14 protein-coding genes and 1 tRNA gene are annotated in these 21,955 nt (G+C 41.0%); 2 read left to right on the top strand and 13 right to left on the bottom strand.

The features are described from left to right. The first annotated feature begins 818 nt into the window (after window positions 1-818). Window positions 819-1,979 (top strand): type IX secretion system outer membrane channel protein PorV, encoded by a 1,161-nt coding sequence (gene porV / locus DBR40_RS22205; RefSeq protein WP_124561923.1) that lies wholly within the window; start codon window positions 819-821, stop codon window positions 1,977-1,979. Window positions 1,980-2,071: 92 nt separating this feature from the next. Next, the gene (locus DBR40_RS22200; protein WP_124561922.1) at window positions 2,072-8,413 is read left to right on the top strand and encodes an Ig-like domain-containing protein; all 6,342 of its coding nucleotides are present in this window, start codon (window positions 2,072-2,074) and stop codon (window positions 8,411-8,413) included. A 321-nt stretch (window positions 8,414-8,734) separates the two neighbouring features. Here the strand turns inward: DBR40_RS22200 and DBR40_RS22195 are convergent, their stop codons facing one another. From DBR40_RS22195 to DBR40_RS22135, 13 genes are all read right to left on the bottom strand, one after another. Then, window positions 8,735-9,751, bottom strand: a complete 1,017-nt coding sequence (locus DBR40_RS22195; protein WP_124561921.1) for a zinc-binding alcohol dehydrogenase family protein — start codon at window positions 9,749-9,751, stop codon at window positions 8,735-8,737. A gap of 21 nt (window positions 9,752-9,772) precedes the next feature. Further along, entirely contained in the window at window positions 9,773-10,780 is a 1,008-nt protein-coding gene (locus DBR40_RS22190) for an aldo/keto reductase (protein ID WP_124561920.1), read from the bottom strand. Between the two features lie 14 nt (window positions 10,781-10,794). Then, window positions 10,795-12,048, bottom strand: a complete 1,254-nt coding sequence (fucP, locus tag DBR40_RS22185) for an L-fucose:H+ symporter permease (protein ID WP_124561919.1) — start codon at window positions 12,046-12,048, stop codon at window positions 10,795-10,797. Window positions 12,049-12,052: 4 nt separating this feature from the next. Further along, a complete protein-coding gene (locus DBR40_RS22180; RefSeq protein WP_124561918.1) occupies window positions 12,053-12,391 on the bottom strand; it encodes an L-rhamnose mutarotase in 339 nt (112 codons plus the stop codon). 136 nt (window positions 12,392-12,527) lie between these two features. After that, window positions 12,528-13,973, bottom strand: coding sequence for an alpha-L-fucosidase (locus DBR40_RS22175; protein ID WP_124561917.1), 1,446 nt, complete (start codon window positions 13,971-13,973; stop codon window positions 12,528-12,530). 222 nt (window positions 13,974-14,195) lie between these two features. After that, window positions 14,196-14,411: a hypothetical protein gene (locus DBR40_RS22170; protein WP_124561916.1), complete on the bottom strand. Its 216-nt coding sequence runs from the start codon at window positions 14,409-14,411 to the stop codon at window positions 14,196-14,198. Window positions 14,412-14,880: 469 nt separating this feature from the next. Continuing rightward, window positions 14,881-15,240: a PleD family two-component system response regulator gene (locus DBR40_RS22165; RefSeq protein ID WP_124561915.1), complete on the bottom strand. Its 360-nt coding sequence runs from the start codon at window positions 15,238-15,240 to the stop codon at window positions 14,881-14,883. A gap of 200 nt (window positions 15,241-15,440) precedes the next feature. Next, window positions 15,441-15,857 carry a hypothetical protein gene (locus DBR40_RS22160; RefSeq protein WP_124561914.1) on the bottom strand — a complete coding sequence of 139 codons (417 nt, stop codon included), beginning with the start codon at window positions 15,855-15,857 and terminating at the stop codon, window positions 15,441-15,443. Window positions 15,858-15,867: 10 nt separating this feature from the next. After that, entirely contained in the window at window positions 15,868-16,584 is a 717-nt protein-coding gene (locus DBR40_RS22155) for a glycohydrolase toxin TNT-related protein (protein WP_124561913.1), read from the bottom strand. A 478-nt stretch (window positions 16,585-17,062) separates the two neighbouring features. Continuing rightward, window positions 17,063-17,147: transfer RNA gene (locus DBR40_RS22150), tRNA-Ser, on the bottom strand. A 171-nt stretch (window positions 17,148-17,318) separates the two neighbouring features. After that, window positions 17,319-17,759: a DoxX family protein gene (locus DBR40_RS22145; protein WP_233603958.1), complete on the bottom strand. Its 441-nt coding sequence runs from the start codon at window positions 17,757-17,759 to the stop codon at window positions 17,319-17,321. Between the two features lie 73 nt (window positions 17,760-17,832). Beyond that, the gene (locus DBR40_RS22140; RefSeq protein ID WP_124561911.1) at window positions 17,833-18,648 is read right to left on the bottom strand and encodes a response regulator; all 816 of its coding nucleotides are present in this window, start codon (window positions 18,646-18,648) and stop codon (window positions 17,833-17,835) included. Further along, window positions 18,633-21,803 (bottom strand): two-component regulator propeller domain-containing protein, encoded by a 3,171-nt coding sequence (locus tag DBR40_RS22135; protein WP_158674113.1) that lies wholly within the window; start codon window positions 21,801-21,803, stop codon window positions 18,633-18,635. Before DBR40_RS22135 ends, DBR40_RS22140 begins: the two co-directional genes overlap by 16 nt. Between the last annotated feature and the right edge of the window lie 152 nt (window positions 21,804-21,955).

Raw genomic sequence — 21,955 nt, 5'->3', positions numbered from 1 at the left:
AATTGCAAATCCCGACTAACGAGGATGACAGTGATTGCTGACTTTTGTTTATAATACAGGATAACTTATCCTCAATAATTAAGCACAAACGTTTGCGTTTGATTTACTGCTTTAGTTGCTGTTTTAAAATAATTATTTTCAATGCTCCAAAATCGATTGAATTTTATGTTTTTTACCTGCTGTTTATTTCGATCATCTCTTGTTTCTGTAATAATAAATTTACATTCTTAATATGTTTGGTAAATAACCCAGTGAATTGTTGGCTAACCCACAGATTTTGACAATGTTGTATAGGCTTTATTAATTTTCCCTTTTTGGACTATCGCATTATATCATTCTTTAAAGTTTTAAGGTAGATATGAGATATAATCTATAGTATTTATAGGACTTAAATGCCTTGTTACAGGCAATTTGCTGCTAAACAAACGTTTGTGCTGTCTTTTTCCATTGACTTGAAGCAAATGTAATTAGCTTTGAGTAAGGTCTCTAACTAAGATCCAAACCAATCATCCTAACAAAAAAATTACAAGCTAACCAAACCAATTAACTGGTTGTGATAACCAGGTAAACTATTAACAAATTTTGCAAGATGTAACATCTTGAATGCAATGGTTCTGTTGAAATAACGGGGTAATAGAGTATTGCCCAAAATTGGCAGTTCCACTTGCTACAGGCCGTTCAGCAAAAGATAATCGGTAAAGCGTAATATCCAATTAGAAAGATATGACTGGTACAGCATCGGGGATTAAGTGCGCTGGAAATGATAGTTATTTTTTGATCATAAAGAATTGAAGATTTTTATGCATAACCCTTATACAATGAACAGAATATTTTTTCTTTTGACCTTAATTGCCTTAGTTGTTACAGATGTAGCTGCCCAGCAGGGAGGGGATATTAATGGAAGCAGAACCAATAGCCTGATTGCTGCGGCTCCCTTTTTACGGATTACGCCCGGTGCCCGCATTGGTGGTATGGGAAACGCAGGGGTAGCGGTAGAGGCCGATGCCCATTCGGCGGCCATTAATGCTGCATCAATGGCTTACCTGCCCGAGGGATCGACTGGAATAGGGCTAACCTATACGCCCTGGATGCGGAATCTGGTACCCGATATGAACCTTTCTTATTTAAGTGGTTATTTGAACCTGGATGGACGCAATACTATAGGAGCTTCTTTGCGATACTTTTCTATGGGTTCGGTTAACCTTACTGATGATAACTCGCTTGAACTTGGAACTGCACGCCCAACTGAGCTGGCAGTTGATATTACTTATGCACGGAGTTTTGGAAAAGAATTTGCACTCGGTGGAAGTATCCGTTTCATCAACAGCAGCCTATTTACCGGGATAACCACTTCAGGCATGCAAACAGGACCTGGAAGGGCTTTGGCTGCCGATATATCCGGAATATACAGAACAGAGGCGATGATGTTTGGCGGGCCGGCAAATTGGTCGGTAGGGGTAAATGTATCCAACATCGGCACAAAAATGAGCTATAGCAATACCGGGCAGCAATATTTCTTACCTACTGAGCTCAAACTGGGTTCTGCTGTTGCTTTTGTTGGAAATGAAAGCAAACTAACCCTTGCCTTAGATGTAAATAAACTATTGATACCTACCCAACCCCTTTATTCGGCCGATGGGAAGATTATTAGTGGGAGAGATCCTAACAGGTCTGTTCCTGCAGGGATTTTCGGATCTTTTAATGATGCACCGGGCGGTATTAATGAAGAACTGAAAGAAATTGGTTTTTCAACAGGGCTCGAATTACTATTTAGAAATATGGCCGTATTTCGCGCAGGCTACAACTATCAGGATGCGCAAAAAGGCGATGGCAGTTATTTTACTCTGGGTGCTGGTTTTAAATATCAGATCTACAGCATCGATATGTCTTACCTGGTAACTTCCGAAAGAAGTAATCCACTGGCCAACACACTAAGGTTTGGCCTTGCCGTAAATTTTCTTCCCAGAAGGGGGAAATAAAAATAAACCAACCGCTTTAAACCAACAGGCCAATTTGACTTTGGTTGAAAAGCACGCATAAATTCCTTATTGTTTAATTTAAACCCAACCAAATGCAAAAACGATTACTCACTTTTCTCGCGATGTTATTGCTCTGTGCAATTGCAAACGCCCAAAACCCGGTCACCATTACTGCCGCCGCTTCAAAACGGCCATCGCAAAGTGGTAGCGAAATTTCGAAAGCCTATGATGGCAATCTGACCACCATGTACCACTCTAACTGGTCGTTAAATGCGATGCCAGATACGGTTGATTTTTATTTTACCGGTGTAAAAAGTATTAACAAAGTAGATTATACACCACGGCAGTCCGGGCCAAATGGTATCTGGACCACAGTAGATGTTTATTATGCTACGGTAGATGCGCCTTCAGTTTTTGTAAACAAGCTGAGTAATATCAGTTGGGCTCAAACCAATGCAGTAAAAACAATCGACATGACGGCCAGCCCCATTGCAAAACCCTACATTGTGCGCTTTGTGATCAGGGCAGCAGGAGGCAATTTTTCGAGTTGTGCTGAAATCAATTTTAGCTCAGCCGAAACGGGGACATTTGTTCAACCGATAGATTGTGACAATCCAATAGCAGAAGATTTTACAACTTATACTGATGTTAAACTAGGTATTTCAAGTGCCAGTGTAAGCCCTGCGGCAAATGGCGGGGAGGATATTACACGTACTTACGACAACAACACGGCTACATTATATCATTCTAACTATGCCGGTGGCGGATTTCCGATGAGTTTAACCTATAATTTTACCACCAATCCAACTATCGATTATATTAATTACATACCCAGGCAAGATGGCGGTGTAAATGGTATTTTTGGTACCGGCGAAATCTGGTATAAAACCACTACACAAACTACCTTAACCAAACTGATGAATTTTGATACGGGCTTTAGTTCAGCGGCATATCAAATCAGTTTTCCTGCAGCATTAACCAATGTTACCCAAATTGTGGTGAAAGTACTTACGGGTAAAAATAATTTTGCCAGTTGTGCCGAAATGCAGTTCTTTCAGAAAAACACGGCAGGCAATTTGTACACCAACATTTTTGCCGACGATTTGCATACTACCTTAAAACCCGGCGTTAACCAAACCGATATTGATGCCATTGCTTCGCCATTTTTTAAATCTTTGGCCCAATGTATTTTTAACAACAGTTATAACAGGAAATACCGCGTGCAGAGCTACGATTTTTATCCAAATCCAGGCACTGTAGAAGGTATATTAAAAACAAACGGCTTAAACAGGGTTGAAAACCCAACCGGAATTGCTTTTAAGGCAAATACCAAGGCCATTGTTTTTGTTGGCGATACCTATGGCGTAAATCCACAATTAATTGTTAAAGATTTTGGGCTTGATTATAGCGCCACTACAGATAGCTATCCATTGAAAAAAGGGGTAAACATTGTTAACGTGCTACATGATGGACTAGCCTACATTGGTTATTTTAGCGATAACCCAAATCTGCAACCTATACAGATTAACATTACCACCGGTCAGGTAAACGGCTATTACAATCCTTTAACCGATACCAACGATCAATGGACACAGATGTTGCTTAACGGAGTATATTCGAAACTGGATATTAAAGGAACCTATGTTAATTTAAACCTCAACAAAAATATACTGCTCGGTAATTCAGCATCGAGCGGTAAAGCACTGGTTGTAGCTTACGATACCATTGTGCATAATGAGTACACCCTAAATGGCCTTACCAAATATAACCGGGTACCTAAAAATCACATGTTTTTTAGGTCGATAACTGGCGATGGAAACCCCAATGCAGGTGGCGACGGCGTAAATTATCCGATAGGCGTTGGCGGAAATGGTGCTAACCTGGCAAGCCCTACCGGGGTTTTTAAAGATCCATGGGGCATTGCACACGAGTTTGGCCATAATAACCAGGTTAGGCCGGGCGCTAAGTGGATTGGCATGACCGAGGTAACCAACAATGTGAATTCGGCATGGATACAATATCTCTATAGCACCAACTATTTAAATACAACAAGACTTGAAAAAGGTAACGACGTGCCTAAAGCAGGGGCTGCAAGTTTATATGGTGGCCGTTACGGATCGTTGTTTGATAATTGTCTGGTACAGAAAAAGCACATGGAAGCACAAGGTGACGTGTTTTTAAGATTGGTGCCTTTATGGCAATTGGAAGTGTATTACCAGCTTGCCGGTGCCGGGAAAAACCTGCCTACCATGCAGCAACGCTTATCGGGTACGCCAGCTCCGGTTGGGCAACCAGATGTGGCATTTTGGTATGGAGATGTATTGGAGAAAATGCGAACAACCAGCCAAACCGGACTAAGCGAGGGCCAGTTATTACTCAATTTTGTAAGCGCCACCTGCGATGCCGTTCATGAAGACCTGACCGATTTTTTTGTTAAAAGCGGTTATTTGTTGCCTATTGACCTGGATATAGACGATTATTCTGTAAAGCGGTTAACCATTACACAGGCACAAATCGATGCATTAATTGCTGCTGTACAGGCTAAAGGATATCCGAAGCCAGTATCACCAGTTCTAAATTATATTTCGGCAAATACGATAAATACATTTAAAAACCGCACGCCATTGGCGACTACCGCGGCTACAACGGTTGGTGTAACGGTTAATGCCAATACATTAAAAATTGATAATACGAAATGGGCCAATGCAGTAGCCTTCGAAACCTATAATCAAAAAGTACTTACCGATGTGGCTATTTATGGTGCCGGAGAAGCAACTACAGCAAATGCAACCACAACGGTTCAATATGGTACAGGCTCTACAAGTGTTTATGCGATTGGATACGATGGTTCAAGAAAATTGGTTTATCCGGCGGTTGATGTTGCTAACCTGCTACCAACGGTATCAATTACTTCGCCGGTTAACGATGCAGTAGTTACAGTAGGTACCAATGTTGCCATTAACGCCAATGCTGCCGATACTGATGGTACAATTAGCAAAGTAGAGTTTTATCAGGGTAGTACTTTATTGGGCCAGTCAACCACTGCGCCATATAGCTTTACCTGGAATAATCCTGCTGCTGGAAATTACAACCTTACTGCCAAAGCAACCGATAATAACGGCGGAACAAAGGTATCAGACACAGTTAAGGTGATTATAAATACCTTGCCAACCGTAGCCATTAGTTCGCCAGCAGACAACGGGGTATTTTCGGCCGGTACAAATGTAACTATTGATGCCAATGCAACAGATACCGACGGAACAATTAGTAAAGTAGAATTTTATCAGGGCAGCACATTATTGGGTCAATCAACCACTGCGCCATATAGCTTTAACTGGAATAACCCTACTGCCGGAAATTACAATCTTACTGCCAAAGCAACCGATAATAACGGCGGAACAATTGTATCGGATACGGTTAAGGTGACTATAAATACCTTGCCAACCGTAGCCATTAGTTCGCCAGCAAACAATGGGGTATTTACGGCCGGTACGAATGTTACTATTGATGCCAATGCAGCTGATACCGACGGAACAATCAGTAAAGTAGAATTTTATCAGGGCAACACCTTATTGGGGCAATCAACCACTGCGCCATATAGCTTTATCTGGAATAACCCTGCTGCCGGAAATTACAACCTTACTGCCAAAGCAACCGATAATAACGGCGGAACAATTGTATCGGATACGGTTAAGGTGATTATTAATACCTTGCCAACGATAGCCATTAGTTCACCTGCAGGCAATGCAGCGTTTACGGCCGGTACGGGTGTTACTATTGATGCCAACGTAGCTGATGCCGACGGAACCATCAGCAAGGTAGAGTTTTACGAGGGTAGTACTTTGTTGGGGCAATCAACCACTGCGCCATATAGTTTTACCTGGAATAATCCGACACCGAGATACTACAACATCACGGCAAAGGCAACAGACAATAACGGCGGAACAGCTGTAGCAGATTCGGTTAGGATTAAGATCAATGCCGTACCAGTGGTAGCCATCACTTCGCCAGTAAGAAACTCGACATTTACAGGGGCTAACCTTATCATAAAAGCCAATGCTACCGATCCCGACGGAACCATTACTAAAGTAGAGTTTTACGAGGGTAGTACTTTATTGGGGCAATCAACCACTGCGCCTTATAACTTTATCTGGAATAATCCTGCTCCGAGATATTACAACATTACGGCAAAGGCAACAGACAATAACGGAGCAACAGCTGTAGCAGATACGATTAGGATTAAGGTAAATGCAGTACCAACGGTAGCCATCAGTTCGCCGGCAAGCAATGCGGTAATTACAGCAGGGTCTAACCTTATCATAAATGCTGATGCTACTGATAGCGATGGAACCATTAGCAAGGTAGAGTTTTACCAGGGTAGCACCTTATTGGGCAAGTCAATCACTGCGCCTTATAGCTTTAGCTGGAATAATCCTGTTGCCGGAAGCTACAACCTTACCGCAAAGGCAACAGATAATAACGGAGGTGCCACAGTATCAGGTATTGTTATGGTTACCATAAATACCTTGCCAACGGTAGCCATCAGTTCGTCTGCAAACAATACGGTATTTACAGCGGGGTCTAACCTTACCATAAATGCCAATGCTACCGATACCGACGGAACAATTAGCAAAGTAGAGTTTTATGAGGGGGCTAACTTATTGGGGCAGTCAACTACTGCACCTTATAGCTTTAGCTGGAATAATCCTGCTTCAGGAAACTACAACCTTACTGCTAAAGTAACCGATAATAACGGGGGTACCACGGTATCAGGTATTGTTATGGTTACGATAAATACCTTGCCAACGGTAGCCATCAGTTCGCCGGCAAACAATGCGGTATTTACAGCAGGGTCTAACCTTACCATAAATGCCAATGCTACTGATACCGACGGAACAATTAGCAAAGTAGAATTCTATGAGGGGGCTAACTTACTGGGGCAGTCAACTACTGCACCTTATAGCTTTAGCTGGAATAATCCTGCTTCAGGAAACTACAACCTTACTGCTAAAGTAACCGATAATAACGGGGGTACCACAGTATCAGATATTGTTATGGTTACCATAAATACCTTGCCAACGGTAACCATCAGTTCGCCGGCAAACAATGCGGTATTTAACGCAGGAACAAACGTTACTATTGGCGCCAATGCTGCTGATACTGACGGAACAATAGCCAAAGTAGAGTTTTATCAGGGCAGTACGCTTTTAGGTCAGTCAACTATTGCTCCTTATAGTTTCGTATGGAACAATCCTCCTGTTGGAACCTATGCACTTACGGCAAAGGCAACCGATAATAATGGAGGAACAACCTTATCAGTAGTTGTAAATGTTACGGTTAGTGCTGCTCCGACAGTGTCAATTACCGCTCCGTTAAACAACACTTCGTTTGCGGCAAATTCGAATATTACCGTTAATGCCAGTACTACCGGTACAATTGTTAAAGTAGAATTCTATCAGGGTTCAGTATTATTGGGCCAATCTACAACGGCACCCTATGCTGTGGTGTGGAATAATGTTTCACCAGGCATGTACACGCTTACGACAAAAGCAACCGATAATTTAGGCAGGGTTGCCACATCTTCAACAGTTAATGTGAAGGTAAATGTAGCACAAGCTTTGGCCGTTAATCCGGTAGCCGATGCGTTTGTGCGCGATGGCATTTTTGCAAACGCCAATAGCGGGAACTCAAAAAATCTGGACGTGAGCAGTGATAACTGGTCGTTTTTAAGAGAATCTTATCTCCGTTTCGATTACAGTACATTTGCTGGGACAGCAGTAAACAGTGCAAAAATCAGGGTATATGCTTCGCGTGTGGATGCCAATGCATCGAGAATTGTATCGGTATTTGGCCTGTCAAATACAACATGGGGCGAAAACAACATTACCTGGAATAACAAGCCGACAGAAAGCGGTACATCGCTGGGTAGCTATACTGTTAACAATACAGCGCGTGCATGGTACGAACTGGATGTAACTGCGTATATCAATAGTCAGTTGGCTTTGGGTAAAAAAATTGTTTCTATTAAGCTGGTTAATCAAGGCGCAAAAGGATCGGGTAACCTGGTTACCTTTAATTCGCGCGAGGCTGCCAGCAATAAGCCAGAATTATTGTTGAATAAGGAAGCCAGTGCAGCGAGCATGGGTGAGTTTTCGCTAAGCGACGAGATCAGCAATACGATTGGTTCGTTGTTGGGATTAAAAATTACCGCCTGGCCAAATCCAAGTACAACCGGGTTTAAAGTGCAGGTAGAAAGTCCTAGTAACGAGGCATTGCAATATAGAGTGTACAATATTGCACAGCAATTGGTTAAAGAAGCTAAAATAGCAGCAACTGATCAGCTAACTTTTGGTTCAGAACTTCCTGCCGGTGTGTATCTAGTAGAGGTACGTCAGGGTACTGAAAGAAAGGTTGTAAAGGTGATTAAGCTATAGCCATTTATTTTTAAGCTTAAGAAAAAGTGCGCCTAAAAAGGAGTGAACTGAAAGAGTTCTCTTTTTACAGGCTAAATTCAAAACCTGTCAGGTAAAACATGTTTTACCTGACAGGTTTTTTATAAAGGGTTTTGTGGTTTACTTTCGAAAGCGGTTTCTGTATGGTGATGGTAGATTGTTTTAAAATTATTAGCGACTAACATTGTCTATATTTTTAAATCTTTCGGTTAATGAGGTTGTGTATTGACGCAATCATAATACCATTAAAACTGTATAATGTGGTTGTTCTACTGGTTGTTACAAATGTGGCAAATCTATTCATCAATCCATTTCAATCATCACTTTAATTACTCCATTTTTAGGGTCAAGCCAGCTTTCAAATTCATGCTCCACCTCACTGAATTTTGTGCGGTGGGTGATGTATGTTTTCGGATTTACCAGGCCGTTTTTCATGGCCTCAATTACCTGTTCAAAATCTGTGCGGGTAGCATTGCGGCTGCTCATTAAAGTGGCTTCGCGCTTATGAAATTCAGGGTGAGCAAAAGAGATATCGCCTTTTTGCAAACCAATCATCACAAAGCGGGCGCCATGAGCCATGTACTGAAAGGCGCCGTTAATGGCTTTCTGATTTCCTGTTGCATCAATTACCACAGTAGGCATATCACCATTTGTAATTTTCATTAAGACTTCGGTTACATCATCACTGAGGGCATTGATGGTATGCTCAATTTTAAACTCCGTTCTGCAAAACCGTAAACGGTCGTTGTTAATATCCAGTACAATTACCCTGGCTCCGGCAATACGCGCAAAAGCTATGGTTCCCAATCCGATAGGGCCTGCGCCAATTACCAGTACAAATTCGCCATGGCTAATGTTAGCCCTTCGCACCCCGTGCGCACCAATGGCCAAAGGTTCTACCAGGGCCAGTTCATCATAACTGAGGCCTTCGCCATGTAATAGGGAAGAAGATGGTACAAGCAGGTATTCGGCCATACCACCGTCAATGTGAACTCCGCAAACTTTCATACGGGTACAGCAGTTCGGCTTATTGTTCCGGCATGCAATGCACCTGCCACAATTAAAATAGGGGATAAATGTTACGTTTTCTCCAATTTCAAAACCAGGTGCCCCGTCTGTTTCGATTAACTCGCCGGAAAGTTCGTGACCAAGAATGCGGGGATAGCTAAAAAATGGTTGTGTACCTTCATAAGCGTGCAGATCTGTGCCGCAAATACCTATCCTTTTTATTTTAAGGATGGACCATCCTTTTTTTAATTCTGGTTTTTCTTTGTTGGTGTAATAAAAATGGCCTGGCTCTGAACAAACTAAAGCTTTCATAAATTGGTAATTTGTGTGGAATTAAATAAATTTTACATGATCAGCAATTAATGCCTGATCTTTTATAGCCTGCCAAAACTTAGCTGGCATTTTTTCTTCGGCCATACTGATATTTTCTTTTATCCGGGCTGCATTCGAGGTGCTTAATGCAATGCTGGTAACACCGGGAGCTGCCAGGGCAAACTGTATACAGGCTGATGCCGGCCTTACTTTAAACTGCCCACAGAGCACAAAGAAATCGGTACGCCATTTAATGAGTTTCAAATCTTCTGCCGAATCTTTTACCAGTCTATAATCGTAGTAGTCTCCACCTGTAAGAAAACCGGCATGGAATACAGCTGAATTGATGATTTTAACCCCTTTTTGGTTCAGTTGTTCCATAAATTTAATGAGCTCAGGCGGATGACTTTTAATGGTCATGCTATTGGCAAACATTACCCAATCCAGGTTTACATGTTCAGCTACTTTTTTAATTGCCTGCCAGCTTTTTGCCCCCACACCAATTAAAATATTATGCTCTTTTTTCAGGTCTTGTAAAGCGCGGTAAGCTTCTATGATATCGTTATAAAGCTCTTGCTCATTTTCTGGTGATTGTGCAGTAGCCAGGTATTCATCGCAATCATGCACTGAAACCATTTTGGGTTTGTATTTTCCCAATAACGTGTTGCCCTGCTCAAAACAATCGATAATTCCCTGATAACTGATTTTTTGTACGGCATCGTGTTTCAAATCGCGCCATACTCCTGGCTCGAAAGTTGGCTCCTGGGTTAGCAATGGTGTTCTGTACCAGCCCAGTTTATTGCTAATTACTACATCTGCAGGGTCTATGTGCAAACTTTCCAAACATTCGGCCAGCGATTCGAGTGCGAGCCCTGCTCCATATTTTCCGGCCGAATCAAAAATGAGCGGCCGCGGGGCATGTTTGAAAATTTGGTATACAATTTCTCTTTTTTGTTCGATGGTAAGTGCGGTATACAGGTTGCCCAGGGCACTGGTACCAAAAATTACCTTTGGAAAATCGGATGTCATATTACTTATTTATATTAATGTGAAGTGCTTAGTGTAGTTTTACCAGCATTCAGATTTTTAATGGCGAAATAGAAAATCACAGTGAAACAGCTTGCCGGAACTAAGTAAGCTGTTTGAATATTGCTTGCATCAGAAACGGCGCCCATTATCACCGGGAAAATTGCGCCGCTAACAATCGACATGATCAATAACGAAGAGCCCTGCTTGGTTTTACCGCCCAAACCGAGTATGGCCAGAGAAAATATAGTTGGAAACATGATCGACATAAAAAATTCTACGCCAATAAGGGCGTAAACGGCTGTTTTACCTGTTGCAAGGGCTGCGGTACTAAGTAACAGTATATTGAATACGCTGTAAAGTGCCAGTAATTTTGCCGGCCTTACAAAACGCATTAACGCAGTGCCTACAAATCTGCCAATCATAAATCCCAGCAATGCGCCTGAGAGGAAGTAAGCTGCCGATTTTTCTTCTATACCAGCCACACGCTCAGAGAAGCGGATAAAAAAACTACTTACGCATACCTGCGCACCTACATAAAAAAACTGCGCCATCACACCGATAAGCAGATTTTTCTCCTTTAATATGCTGCCTTCTTTAATTAATTCATTATCCTGTTCTTTTATATCAGGGAGCCTGGTTTTCCACAATAGGATTACGATCAGCGATACCACTATTCCGATTAAAATAAAGGGTAGTCGAACAGATGATGCTTCGTGGTCGAGGTAATCGTTTAACTCTGGTAAGCTCATGGCCTTTTCCTGGGCTTTGCTTAATGTTTTTCCCGAAAGGATGAATATGCCGCCCAGTAGCGGAGCCATGAAAGCAGCAAGCCCGTTAAACGATTGCGCAAAGTTGAGCCTTTGTGTTGCGGTGGCAGGGTTGCCCAGAATTGTAATATAGGGATTGGCCGCGGTTTCAAGAAAAGTAAGTCCGCTGGCTATTACAAAAATGGCAAACAAAAAGAAGCCGTACTGGCGGCTAACTGCCGCCGGATAAAATAAAAAGGCGCCGGCTGCGAATAGCAGGAGTCCGACAATGATTCCACCTTTGTAGCCATACTTCTGCATAAACTTGCCGGCCGGGATGGCAAGTAAAAAATAGGCAATGTATGATGCTGAATCGATGAGTGCCGATTGGCTATCGGTTAACTGGCAGGCTTTTTTTAAGTGCGGTATAAGTATTGGATTAAGATTTAATGCGAAGCCCCATAAAAAGAATAATGAAGTGATTAGAACGAAAGCAAATTGTTGTTTGTTGGTTTGAATCATACTGTTAAAGTTGAAAGATTTGTGTCATTGATACCCATTTTTCTCCATCTTTGGCCCATGGCAATGGCTGTTGGAATTGCCACATTAGCTTTTCCCATTCCTGTACTTTTGGGTTTGCAGCATTTTGTGCGTTCATTTCTTCAATGCTGAAATCGGAGCTGGTTTCCATTATCATAAATAACCGGTTGCCGGTACGGTAAATCTGCATATCCAGTATTTTATTATCGATGATACTTTTTCGGATTTCGGGCCATCCGTTTGTGCTTTTATGCCAAAAATCGTATTCGGCAATAAGCAATGGATCTTCTTTAAGATCGAGCGCAAAACATTGTCTGTTGTTCATAAAATTAGTTGCGTTTCAATGGCTATTATCAAAATAGCCCCGGGTATATTGGGCTTGTAGTTTAAAAATGCCCCGGACTAAAGCCCGGGACGTGCTAATTGTTGGTTAACAGGTAGAATATGAGTTTTAGATAAGCTTAGTTGCCCACGCCAACTTCACTTATTGTTGCATCATCAACTGATGTTAAAATTTGCAGTTTAATGTATCTTGTTTTGACAGGCGGAAAGCTGGTAATTTTTAAATCCGTGGTTTTTCTCCAGCTATCGCTAGTAATCTCCCGAAAGTTCTGGTTATCTGTTGAAACCAATAACTGGTATTGGGTAATAATACCACTATAGCCTTTTAGCTGAGTTGGCAGGTAGTAAAACTTGCTTATGGTTTGCTCAGTGCCTAAGTCGAGAATCAGATAGCGCTCTTTTTCTGGAGCAAATTTCCAGTAAGTTTGGAATGCCGCAAACCCACCGCGATCGCCAACTAAGTCACTTACCCCATCAAGGGTTACCGAAGCTGTTTTTTCATTGAGCAGGGATGCAATGGGAGATCCTGTTTTAGCAGGCCCTTCGGGTTCTATAAACGCCTTGCCGGCCGAAGTTGTAATGCCTTTTACCTCAAGGTATGACCTCGGAACAGGCGGCTGTTGTGGCAGTGGTTGTCTTTTGGCTGGTTTCCATGTTTTTCCTATTGCTTTCAGGTGCGCCACCACTTCATCATCAAAAAGCCCGTCCCTGTTGGGACCGATGTTGATCATGTAATTGCAATACAATGGAACTACCCTTTGCAGTTTGTCGAGTGTAAAGTTTATGTTTTTAACATCTTTTGGCGAACTTGGATGCCAGAACCATCCATTGGTTAGTGTAAGTGCCATTTGCGAGGCATAAATGTTATTTCCAGGCGGATATACTCCCTTAGGGCCCTCGTAATAGATGATATCGGTTTGTAAAAGGCCATTCCCATTATGCTCGCTGATAAGACAATTGGGTTGCAATTTCTTAACGTGATCATAAATGCGTTGGTATGAAATGGCTTTATGGCCCATTTTCCAATTCCAGCCATCAAAAATAATAAGCGGAATTTCGCCATAATTGGTCAGTAACTCGGTGAGTTGGTTCATTACAAATTCTTCCTGTTTTGCTCCTCCGGTTTCTATGCCGTTATGCCTATCCCAAATAGAAAAATACAAACAAGGTTTTAATCCCTGACTGCGAAATGCTTTTACATATTCTGCAACTACATCTCGCTTTGCGGGGCTATTACCAATATCGTATGTTGTGTATTTCGAATCCCATAAGCAAAAGCCATCGTGATGTTTGGTGGTTAATATGCCGTAAGTCATACCAGCCGATTTGCATGCCTTGGCCCATTGATTACAATCTAGTTTTTTAGGATTGAATATTTGGGGATCGTGATCGGGTTTCGCCCACTCTTCGTTTGTAAAAGTGCCCATATTAAAGTGCATCATTACGCCGAAACGCAAATCAATAAAATCTGACTGGAGCTGTTGCAGGTTTTTTTGTGGGCTTTGCTGCGCATTAACAAAGAAGTTAACTGTGCAAATGAAAAGTATTGTTATAATTTTTTTCATGGTTTGTTTTAAAAATTGAACTGCACTTAAAAAAGATGCCTCAATGTTGTTTGGTAGTATATTTGGTTAGTTTATTGATGTAAAGTCATTTCGGACGCAGAAAGAAATATCAGATTGGCTTGTTCAAAAAAAGAGCAAAATAATGGATAAGGTAAGTGTTTGATTTGCAGTGTGCTATTTGGTTATTTGTTTTCTTTTTAGTTTTCAGCGCAAAATTGTATCCTAATTACATGGAACGAAATCAGCTATTGCCTCTTCCGGGAATGGGAAGTGCTTCCAGTAGGTATAAAACTGGCGGTTAATGCGATAAATTTCCATATACTGCATTGGGCCATCACCAATGATTGGTTGGTTTACGGGTCGGTAGTTCGTGTTTTCATGCGGGGTACTGTATTGGGCAATAAACACGTCATCATTTTTGAAATAGGGTTCTAACATTGTCTTTTATTCATATTTGGTTAGGCGCTATCGGCTGGCATAAGCAGTAGCATGGAATAATTATTCAAAAATAGGGATGCAGGCTACCTAAAAATTTGGCCTAATGGGACTATTTTTTGTACAAATCCGACTTTTTGTACTTTATTTATGAAGTGAATAGCCTGGAATTTAATGATTTATAGTACATGTGTTTAACAGTAATCGGAATAATACTGTATCGTTCTGCCCCCTCCAGTCGTAGCCTTGGTTACTTCTTCTTTAATTAAATTTCTATTTGATTAAAAATTGTGCAGTAAATAAATTATAGCGGAGGTAACGGATTAATAGAACTGGATGAGGTTGTAATGAAGATAAAAAGCACATGTAGTGCCAGCGAGGTAGACCAAAAAAGAGTTTGTATGGTAAATTGAAATTCTATCCGAATTCGTCAAATTGAGCTTATTGGGTACTTCCAATATATTAATACGGATTATTTGAGCAAATCAGAAATTGTATGAAGAAGTGTGTCGTAATTACATGGTTTTCCTAAAATAGCATCGGCCTGGCAATCGAACTCACTGATTTTTTGATGTGAAAGGCCAGTCAATAATATTATTGGGATTTGCGCGGTAAGCCACGAATTTTTAATTTTATCGCAAATTTCCCTTCCGTCAGCATCATCTAACCGAATGTCCATCACAATTAGATCTGGATTGAAGGCAACGATTGATTCTTTAATCAATGATGATTTATCGACCAGGTGAACAATGTAGCCTTCATCTGAAAGCAAAAGTTCCAAAGATCTAAGCATAAAGAGGTCATCATCAACTACCAGGATTTTCTTATTCATATGCTATTTAAGTAGTGCGCTTAATCTGTGACATTACAGCAGCGCATTTAACAATTCAAAATATTATTTTTTTAAGATATTAAAAGAATATTAGTGCATTTTAACTTTATATTTTTTTGTAATTCTGCGTTCTCGACGATTGGTTTTCATACCATTGCCTGGCTTTCGCAATTACAGGGCAATTTTTGAGCTATCCAGGCTTAAATTCCGTTATATTTCCAAACGCCTGAAATGGTTAGTATAGTCAGTCCAGGCTGTTTTTCTCCATAGCTGAAAACACAAATATATTTTGAATGACAAGACGGACAATCTGTTCCAAAGTACAACGTTGGTAAATCATTTACTGTCAATTCTCCAAAGTGAAGTAAGTTTATGGAGGTTTCGGAGACAATTTTATTTTTTAACAATTCATTTTTAGCTAAAACCTCTTCGTTATTGTACAATTGAAAAATCGGAAAGCCTGACTCATAAGGTGTTATTTTAACGGTATTTTCATGTTCACAGTTACAGCATTTGAATTTTACTTCTGCTGAGTTACCGATCTCAGCAGAAGTGAATGTGTTTTTGAAAACAGCAACCTGTTTTTCAATGAATATTTTTTTTGAAATGGAATACATCTAAATGATTTTATTGTGCAATAACTACACCCACAGCTCCCGGGTATTTTCCACTCGGGTTTTTCTTAATTGTTACTTTAATATACCCTTCCTGGGCCAATTTATTCCAGGTTTTTTGGTAGCCAGTCGCCGGATCTATCGGGATTTTCCACATGGTCTGCTTACCATAACCAACCTGATTAAACCAGGGAATAATATCTGCTGTTTGGCCTTTGAAATTTAATGAATTATTTAAAACTTCGATTTCATAATAAAAATCATAAGCATTTTCCGGTTGGTTCAAGGCTCTTTGCCCAAAGGTATAAACATATCCATTGAGGATTGGACTTGTAAAACTTCCTCCCAAAGTTGGAGCTCCTGTTCCGCTGTAGGTTCCAATCGCACTACTATATCTATCGTATTTCTGTCCCATGGTGATTGGTGTATCATCTACTATATTGAAACCTCCGTTTGCAGGTGGCCATTTTCCGTTTAAATTGTTGTTTGTAAATAGCGTTTCCAGTTCGCCCCACTTTTGTTTCTTGTATAAATCGTAAACCTGATCCCTCAGTGTCTGGCTTACCGTGTTTGAAGGATCATAGGTGGCAGCGAGTTCGTTTGCGTTTTTGTAGAATTGGGTGGTTGCCGTAATTGGCGGTTCTTCTAAAAGTCCATCCTTATCTGAGCGGCAAGCTACAGAGAACAATGCAATGTTTAAAAGCAGCAGGTACTTTAATAAATTTTTCATGATTGTTAATTTAGTTTAGTAAAACGATAATTTTGAAAATAGATCGGTAATGAGAGTAAAATAAGACATTAAATTGCATGGCTAATCTAATATTTTTTGATGATAAAAAATACAAATTAATAAGAATATTCGCTACATGTTGAAGTAAGAGTGGTTTCGGATTCGATTGCCGGGCAGTTGTTAAAACCTTCCCTTTCCCCTAAACAAATATGGTAGCCAGCTTCACTTCGTTTTGAGATGGTTTAATTAAGCATTTAAGGCCCGTGGGGGGGGGCATCTGTTTTTCCAGGAAATACCGCCTGCAAAAATACCACATCGCTCTCGTACAAGTGCTTGGTGTGCACAATATGCAGGAGGCATACTTAGGCCAGAGCAGCAAAACAAAAAAAGCCTGGAATCATAAGATTTTAGGCCTCAATTTTTTCCTGCAGTCCGGAAAACAAAAAACCCGACTATCGTCGGGCTTCGTTCTTATGGGCGGAGAGCGAGGGATTCGAACCCCCGGACCTGTTACAGTCAACAGTTTTCAAGACTGCCGCATTCGACCACTCTGCCAGCTCTCCGCTGCAAAAGTACGAAGTTGAAGCAAATCTGCAAACCTTTTATAATTTATTATTGATATTAATTTTTTATGTTCTGCTAATCATTTAGTTAGCTGCGATATTTTTTTAAAAAAAATGATTTAGAGGGCTAAAATGAGCTGTTTCGAGCAGGTTTTAACCGTAATTTTTATTTTAAATTGCCTTACTTGGGTAGGTTTTCTGCCTGTCGACAGATAAAATTCCATTTCCTTCGATCATAAAACAGACTAATCCGAAGAGTACGGCCGATGAAAACCAAAATTCGGAATAGGGTTTAAAAATACCTGCCGAAATGTTGATGAAGAATACCGCGCCGATAAGGATGGGTAAATTTAAGAGACAGAACAAGCGGGTGTAGGTACCTAAAGCAATGGCCATACCGCCGATGATGTGCATGAGAATAATTAAGTGCGCCAGTAAGCTGATGCTGATGGCTGTACCTAAAAAGGCACCGCGCATGAGGTTGCTAAAGGCCTGCATGTTGATGTAAAAATCAACACCTTTCCAAATTAAAACCAATCCGAGTAAAATTCTAAAGTAGTCTAACCATTTTGGGTGGTGGTGGTCACCCCAGTTTTGGATTTTCTTAAGCATGTTCATAACTTCTATATTTTGGTTAGAACAATTTACGTAAAAACTACCACAAAACAAATTGATAATGACTGGATTAAGATTTCTTTTTCTCGGCCAGTTTACTGTTCAGATAGTCGGTTGGCGACATGCCAAACTGTTTAGAAAAATTGCGGCCAAAGTGCGATTGTGAACTGTAGCCCACCATTTCAGAAATCTCGTATACTTTTAAATTTCCTTCATTTAAAAACTCTGCTGCCCTTTTTAAACGTGCCAGGTTAATCAGTTCGTTGGGGCTCAGGTTCGAAATCGATTTAATTTTACGGTATAAGGTTGGCCGGCTCATGTTCATTTTCTCGGCCAGGTGTTCCACATCCAAATCCTGGTTGTGGATGTTTTTATTGATGGTATCCTGTAGCTTCTCTAAAAACAGTTCATCGGCTTTCGAATAGGCAATGCTTTTAATGTGCAATAAGGGTGAGCTCGAGAAATATTCTTTGATTTTGTTCCTGTTTTTAATCAGGCTCGAAATCTGTACCTGTAAAAATTCGGGCGAGAACGGTTTTTCTACATAAGCATCGGCCCCAAGTTCTAAACCTTCAATTTTAGATTGCAGCGTGTTTTTGGCGGTAAGCAAAATCACGGGGATATGGCTAAACTCGAGGGTAGATTTAATTTTGGCGCAAAGTTCGAAACCATCCATTTCGGGCATCATTACATCGCTGATAATGAGCTGTACAATTTCGTTTTGTAAAATTGCTAAAGCTTCAACACCGTTGCGGGCCTGTAGTACCTGATATTTTTCTTCCAGGTCATCAGAAATGAAATCGAGGATATCTTCATTGTCATCGACCAGCAAAACCACCGATTTTTCTATTTCCTTTATAGCTGGCGCCGTTACAGTTTCTTCCATTTTCCGTTCAGGTTAAATTCAATGAGTTGATGGATGGGGAGCGCCAATACAAATATATTAAATTCGTTATGATTAAAATCAAAATACAGTTCGCCACTATGCAGCTGGGCCAGCGATTTGGAGATTGAAAGCCCGATACCTGTACCCGCTTTTATTTCGGTTTCTTTGGCCCTGAAAAATGGCTCAAATATTTTATCCTTAAGCTCTACCGGAACACGATTGCCATCGTTTTTTACCAGCACCCTAAACTTATCTTCGCCATCTGGCTGTTCTAAAACCAGTTCTACAGTAGTTTTTCCATATTTAATGGCATTATCGAGCAGGTTGCTGATGATTTTATAAAAAGCCTCTACATCGATATAGGCATGAAGCGGCATATCGGGCAGGTTGATGCTGTAGTTGATATTTTCTTGTTCTGCTGCGTGCTGAAATTGCAGGAACACATCTTTCAAAATCTCCTGGATATCGGCCTTTACAAAGTTGAGCGAGAAATCGCTGGTTTCGGTTTTTCTGAAATCGAGCAGCTGGTTGGTTAATTTAAGCAGCCTGTCGGTATTCCGCCCCATTATTTTAAGGTTCTTTTCGATTGTGGGCACCACATGCGCCTGTTTAATCAGTTTCTCCATCGGGCCAATAATCAGCGTAAGTGGCGTACGGATTTCGTGGGCTACATTAGTGAAAAATTCGATCTTGGCCTGGTACACTTCCTTTTGTTTTTCGTGTTCAAAAACTTCCATGCGGCGGCTGTTTTTGAGTGCAATTTTAAGGTGGTAACGGCGAACCAGATAAAAAATAATGGCCGCTGTACTAATCAGGTAAATAAAGTAAGCCAGCGGGCTCAGGTAAAAAGGTGGTTTTATCCTGATCAACAACTTGACATTTTTGTTGCTCCATTTGTTGCTACCCTCTACCATGGCTTTTACCTCGAAAGTATATTTGCCTGGCGCCAGTTTGGTAAAGTAAACCTTCCTGTTTGTTTTTAAATATTCCCAGTCTTTATAAAGCCCCGTCATTTTATAGGCATACTCGGTCATGGCTGGCGAGAGGTAGCTTAAAGCAGCAAAATCGATACTGAAAGATGACTGATCATAATTTAAATCGATGGTATCGGTATACACAATTGATTTGTTTAATACCGAATCGGCACCTTTTACGCCAATTTCGGTGCTGTTTACCTGAAAGCCTGTTAAAAAAACAGGCGTTTCGTAAGAATTAGGTTTAAAATTGGTTGGATTGAAGCTAACCAGTCCTTTTACGCTTCCAAAGTAAAGCCGGCCATCGGTATCCTGATAGGCCGAATTATAGTTAAACTGATCGGTAAGCAATCCGTTCGCCTTGGTATAGGTTTTACTCAAGCCTGTAGCCGGATCGAAGTGGATAAGCCCCCGTGTACTGCTGATCCAGAATTGATGGCTCGTATCTTCAGCAATGCGGAAAAGGTAATTACTCGGGAAACCGTTTTTGCTGCCATATCGTTTAAACAGTTGCGTTTTGGCATCAAACTTACAAACCCCTCCACCATCGGTAGTTATCCAGATGTTTTTATGGCTATCTTCGAAAACACTGTTTACGGTATTGTGGCTTAAACTGCCTGGATCGGTTGGTTTGTTGCGGTAATTTTTAAAACCCGGTTTTGATAAATTAAAGCAATATACGCCATCATTAAAACTGCCAGCCCAGATATTGCCTGCATAATCTTCGATAACCGAATCATAAAAAATAAAAGGTAAATCGGGTATGGGCTCAAAATCGTCTTTTTTGCGGTTGTAACGGTAAATGCCATTAATGGTGGCAACAATAATTTCGCCGGCACGGGTTCTGCAAAAAGTAACAATAAAATTGGTACGCAGCGCATTACCCACACCGGCCTGGTAATGTTTAATTACCTTTTCGCTTTTCAGGTCAAAGAGGTCCAGCCCATGCTCAAAAGTGCCAACCCAAAGTTTATCGCCATCTACCAGCAAGCCGTGGATATTGGAATAAGCAATGCTGCCTTTTTTTCCATCGGGAAGAAAATGCTTAAAGGTACCGGTTTGACTATCTAGTTTGTTTAAACCTGCATCTTCTGTTCCGATCCAGAAATTGCCGGCCCTATCTTTTGTAATTTCCCTTACATCACTTCCGCTGATAGCATTGCGGCCTTCCTGTGGAAAATACTTGGTAAAGAATGAGGTATGGCTCGAATAATAGTTGAGTCCACCAAAATAAGAGCCTGTCCATACGCCGCCCTCTCGATCGGCACAAATGGTGTAAATGGCATTATCACTTAGGGAATAATCATTGTTATACTGCTTGGTAATATGGGTAATCAGGCCGGTTTCATCGTTGTACACATAAATGCCCGATTCGGTACCGATCCAGAATTCGTGGCCGGCCACCTGCTTAATGTCGCGCACAAATATGGGCGTTTTATCGCTGTTCAGTCTCAGCAGATCTTTAGATTGCAGCGTAACCGGGTTAAACAGTTTGATACCCTGGTTGGTGGTGCCGATCAACAGCTCGCCTTTGGTGGTTTCGGCAATTTTGGCCACCCAGCCATATTCGGGCTTTTTATCTTTACCGTTAATGTTAAAACTTTGAAAATTGTTGAGTTGCGGGTTGTACTTTTCAACCGTACCACGACCGGTGCTGATCCAAATGCTGCCGTTTTTAAGTACAGCTACAGATGAGGCATCGAAAGGGGCATTGGTGGTAAAAGCGGTGGTGGTTTTATTTTTTTTGTTGTAAAGATAGATTTTGAAGGATGAGAGCACCCATAAATTTCCTTTGTTATCGCTGCCAAGGTCGATAATACGCATGCCTTTAGTAGCCTTAATGGAGCTAAAACTTTCTTTTAACGGATTGTACTGATAAACGCCATCGTTTGTCCCTACCCACAGGGTTTTATCGTCATGGTGCAATGCATAAATGAGATCGTTACCCAAACTGCCGGGCTGGTCGGCATCGTGCCGGTAGGTTTTAAAGCTATAGCCATCAAAACGGTTGAGGCCATCTTTTGTGCCAAACCACATAAATCCGTTTGCATCCTGTACGCTGCAAAATGCCGTGTTATTCGATAATCCGTTTTCTACCTGGTACCGTCTGAAATAGTAGGGCTGGGCCAGCAGTATATTGGCTGTAAATAGAAACAGAAAAAGGATGAAAAGTTTTTTCAAGTGAATTTTGGTCAGCAAGATCAAATATATTAAAGATATGCCTTGGTTTTTCAATTTGAGCAGATAAGTAGAAAGATTGAGACGTATCTGTTTTGTGCAGTGGGGCAAATGCTATTATTTGCAGTCTGCTAACCAAATCATTCCAGATTGAA

Origin of the sequence: Pedobacter sp. KBW01 (assembly GCF_003852395.1) — a bacterium.
Lineage (GTDB): Bacteria > Bacteroidota > Bacteroidia > Sphingobacteriales > Sphingobacteriaceae > Pedobacter.
Note: the sequence above shows the minus strand (reverse complement) of the source record. Positions and strands in the feature narration are given on the sequence as shown.

Excerpts from the sequence above, each read along its gene's own strand:
- porV (WP_124561923.1), top strand. The coding sequence starts at position 819 with ATGAACAGAATATTTTTTCTTTTGACCTTAATTGCCTTAGTTGTTACA.
- DBR40_RS22200 (WP_124561922.1), top strand. The coding sequence starts at position 2,072 with ATGCAAAAACGATTACTCACTTTTCTCGCGATGTTATTGCTCTGTGCA.
- DBR40_RS22195 (WP_124561921.1), bottom strand. The coding sequence starts at position 9,751 with ATGAAAGCTTTAGTTTGTTCAGAGCCAGGCCATTTTTATTACACCAAC.
- DBR40_RS22190 (WP_124561920.1), bottom strand. The coding sequence starts at position 10,780 with ATGACATCCGATTTTCCAAAGGTAATTTTTGGTACCAGTGCCCTGGGC.
- fucP (WP_124561919.1), bottom strand. The coding sequence starts at position 12,048 with ATGATTCAAACCAACAAACAACAATTTGCTTTCGTTCTAATCACTTCA.
- DBR40_RS22180 (WP_124561918.1), bottom strand. The coding sequence starts at position 12,391 with ATGAACAACAGACAATGTTTTGCGCTCGATCTTAAAGAAGATCCATTG.
- DBR40_RS22175 (WP_124561917.1), bottom strand. The coding sequence starts at position 13,973 with ATGAAAAAAATTATAACAATACTTTTCATTTGCACAGTTAACTTCTTT.
- DBR40_RS22170 (WP_124561916.1), bottom strand. The coding sequence starts at position 14,411 with ATGTTAGAACCCTATTTCAAAAATGATGACGTGTTTATTGCCCAATAC.
- DBR40_RS22165 (WP_124561915.1), bottom strand. The coding sequence starts at position 15,240 with ATGAATAAGAAAATCCTGGTAGTTGATGATGACCTCTTTATGCTTAGA.
- DBR40_RS22160 (WP_124561914.1), bottom strand. The coding sequence starts at position 15,857 with ATGTATTCCATTTCAAAAAAAATATTCATTGAAAAACAGGTTGCTGTT.
- DBR40_RS22155 (WP_124561913.1), bottom strand. The coding sequence starts at position 16,584 with ATGAAAAATTTATTAAAGTACCTGCTGCTTTTAAACATTGCATTGTTC.
- DBR40_RS22145 (WP_233603958.1), bottom strand. The coding sequence starts at position 17,759 with ATGCTTAAGAAAATCCAAAACTGGGGTGACCACCACCACCCAAAATGG.
- DBR40_RS22140 (WP_124561911.1), bottom strand. The coding sequence starts at position 18,648 with ATGGAAGAAACTGTAACGGCGCCAGCTATAAAGGAAATAGAAAAATCG.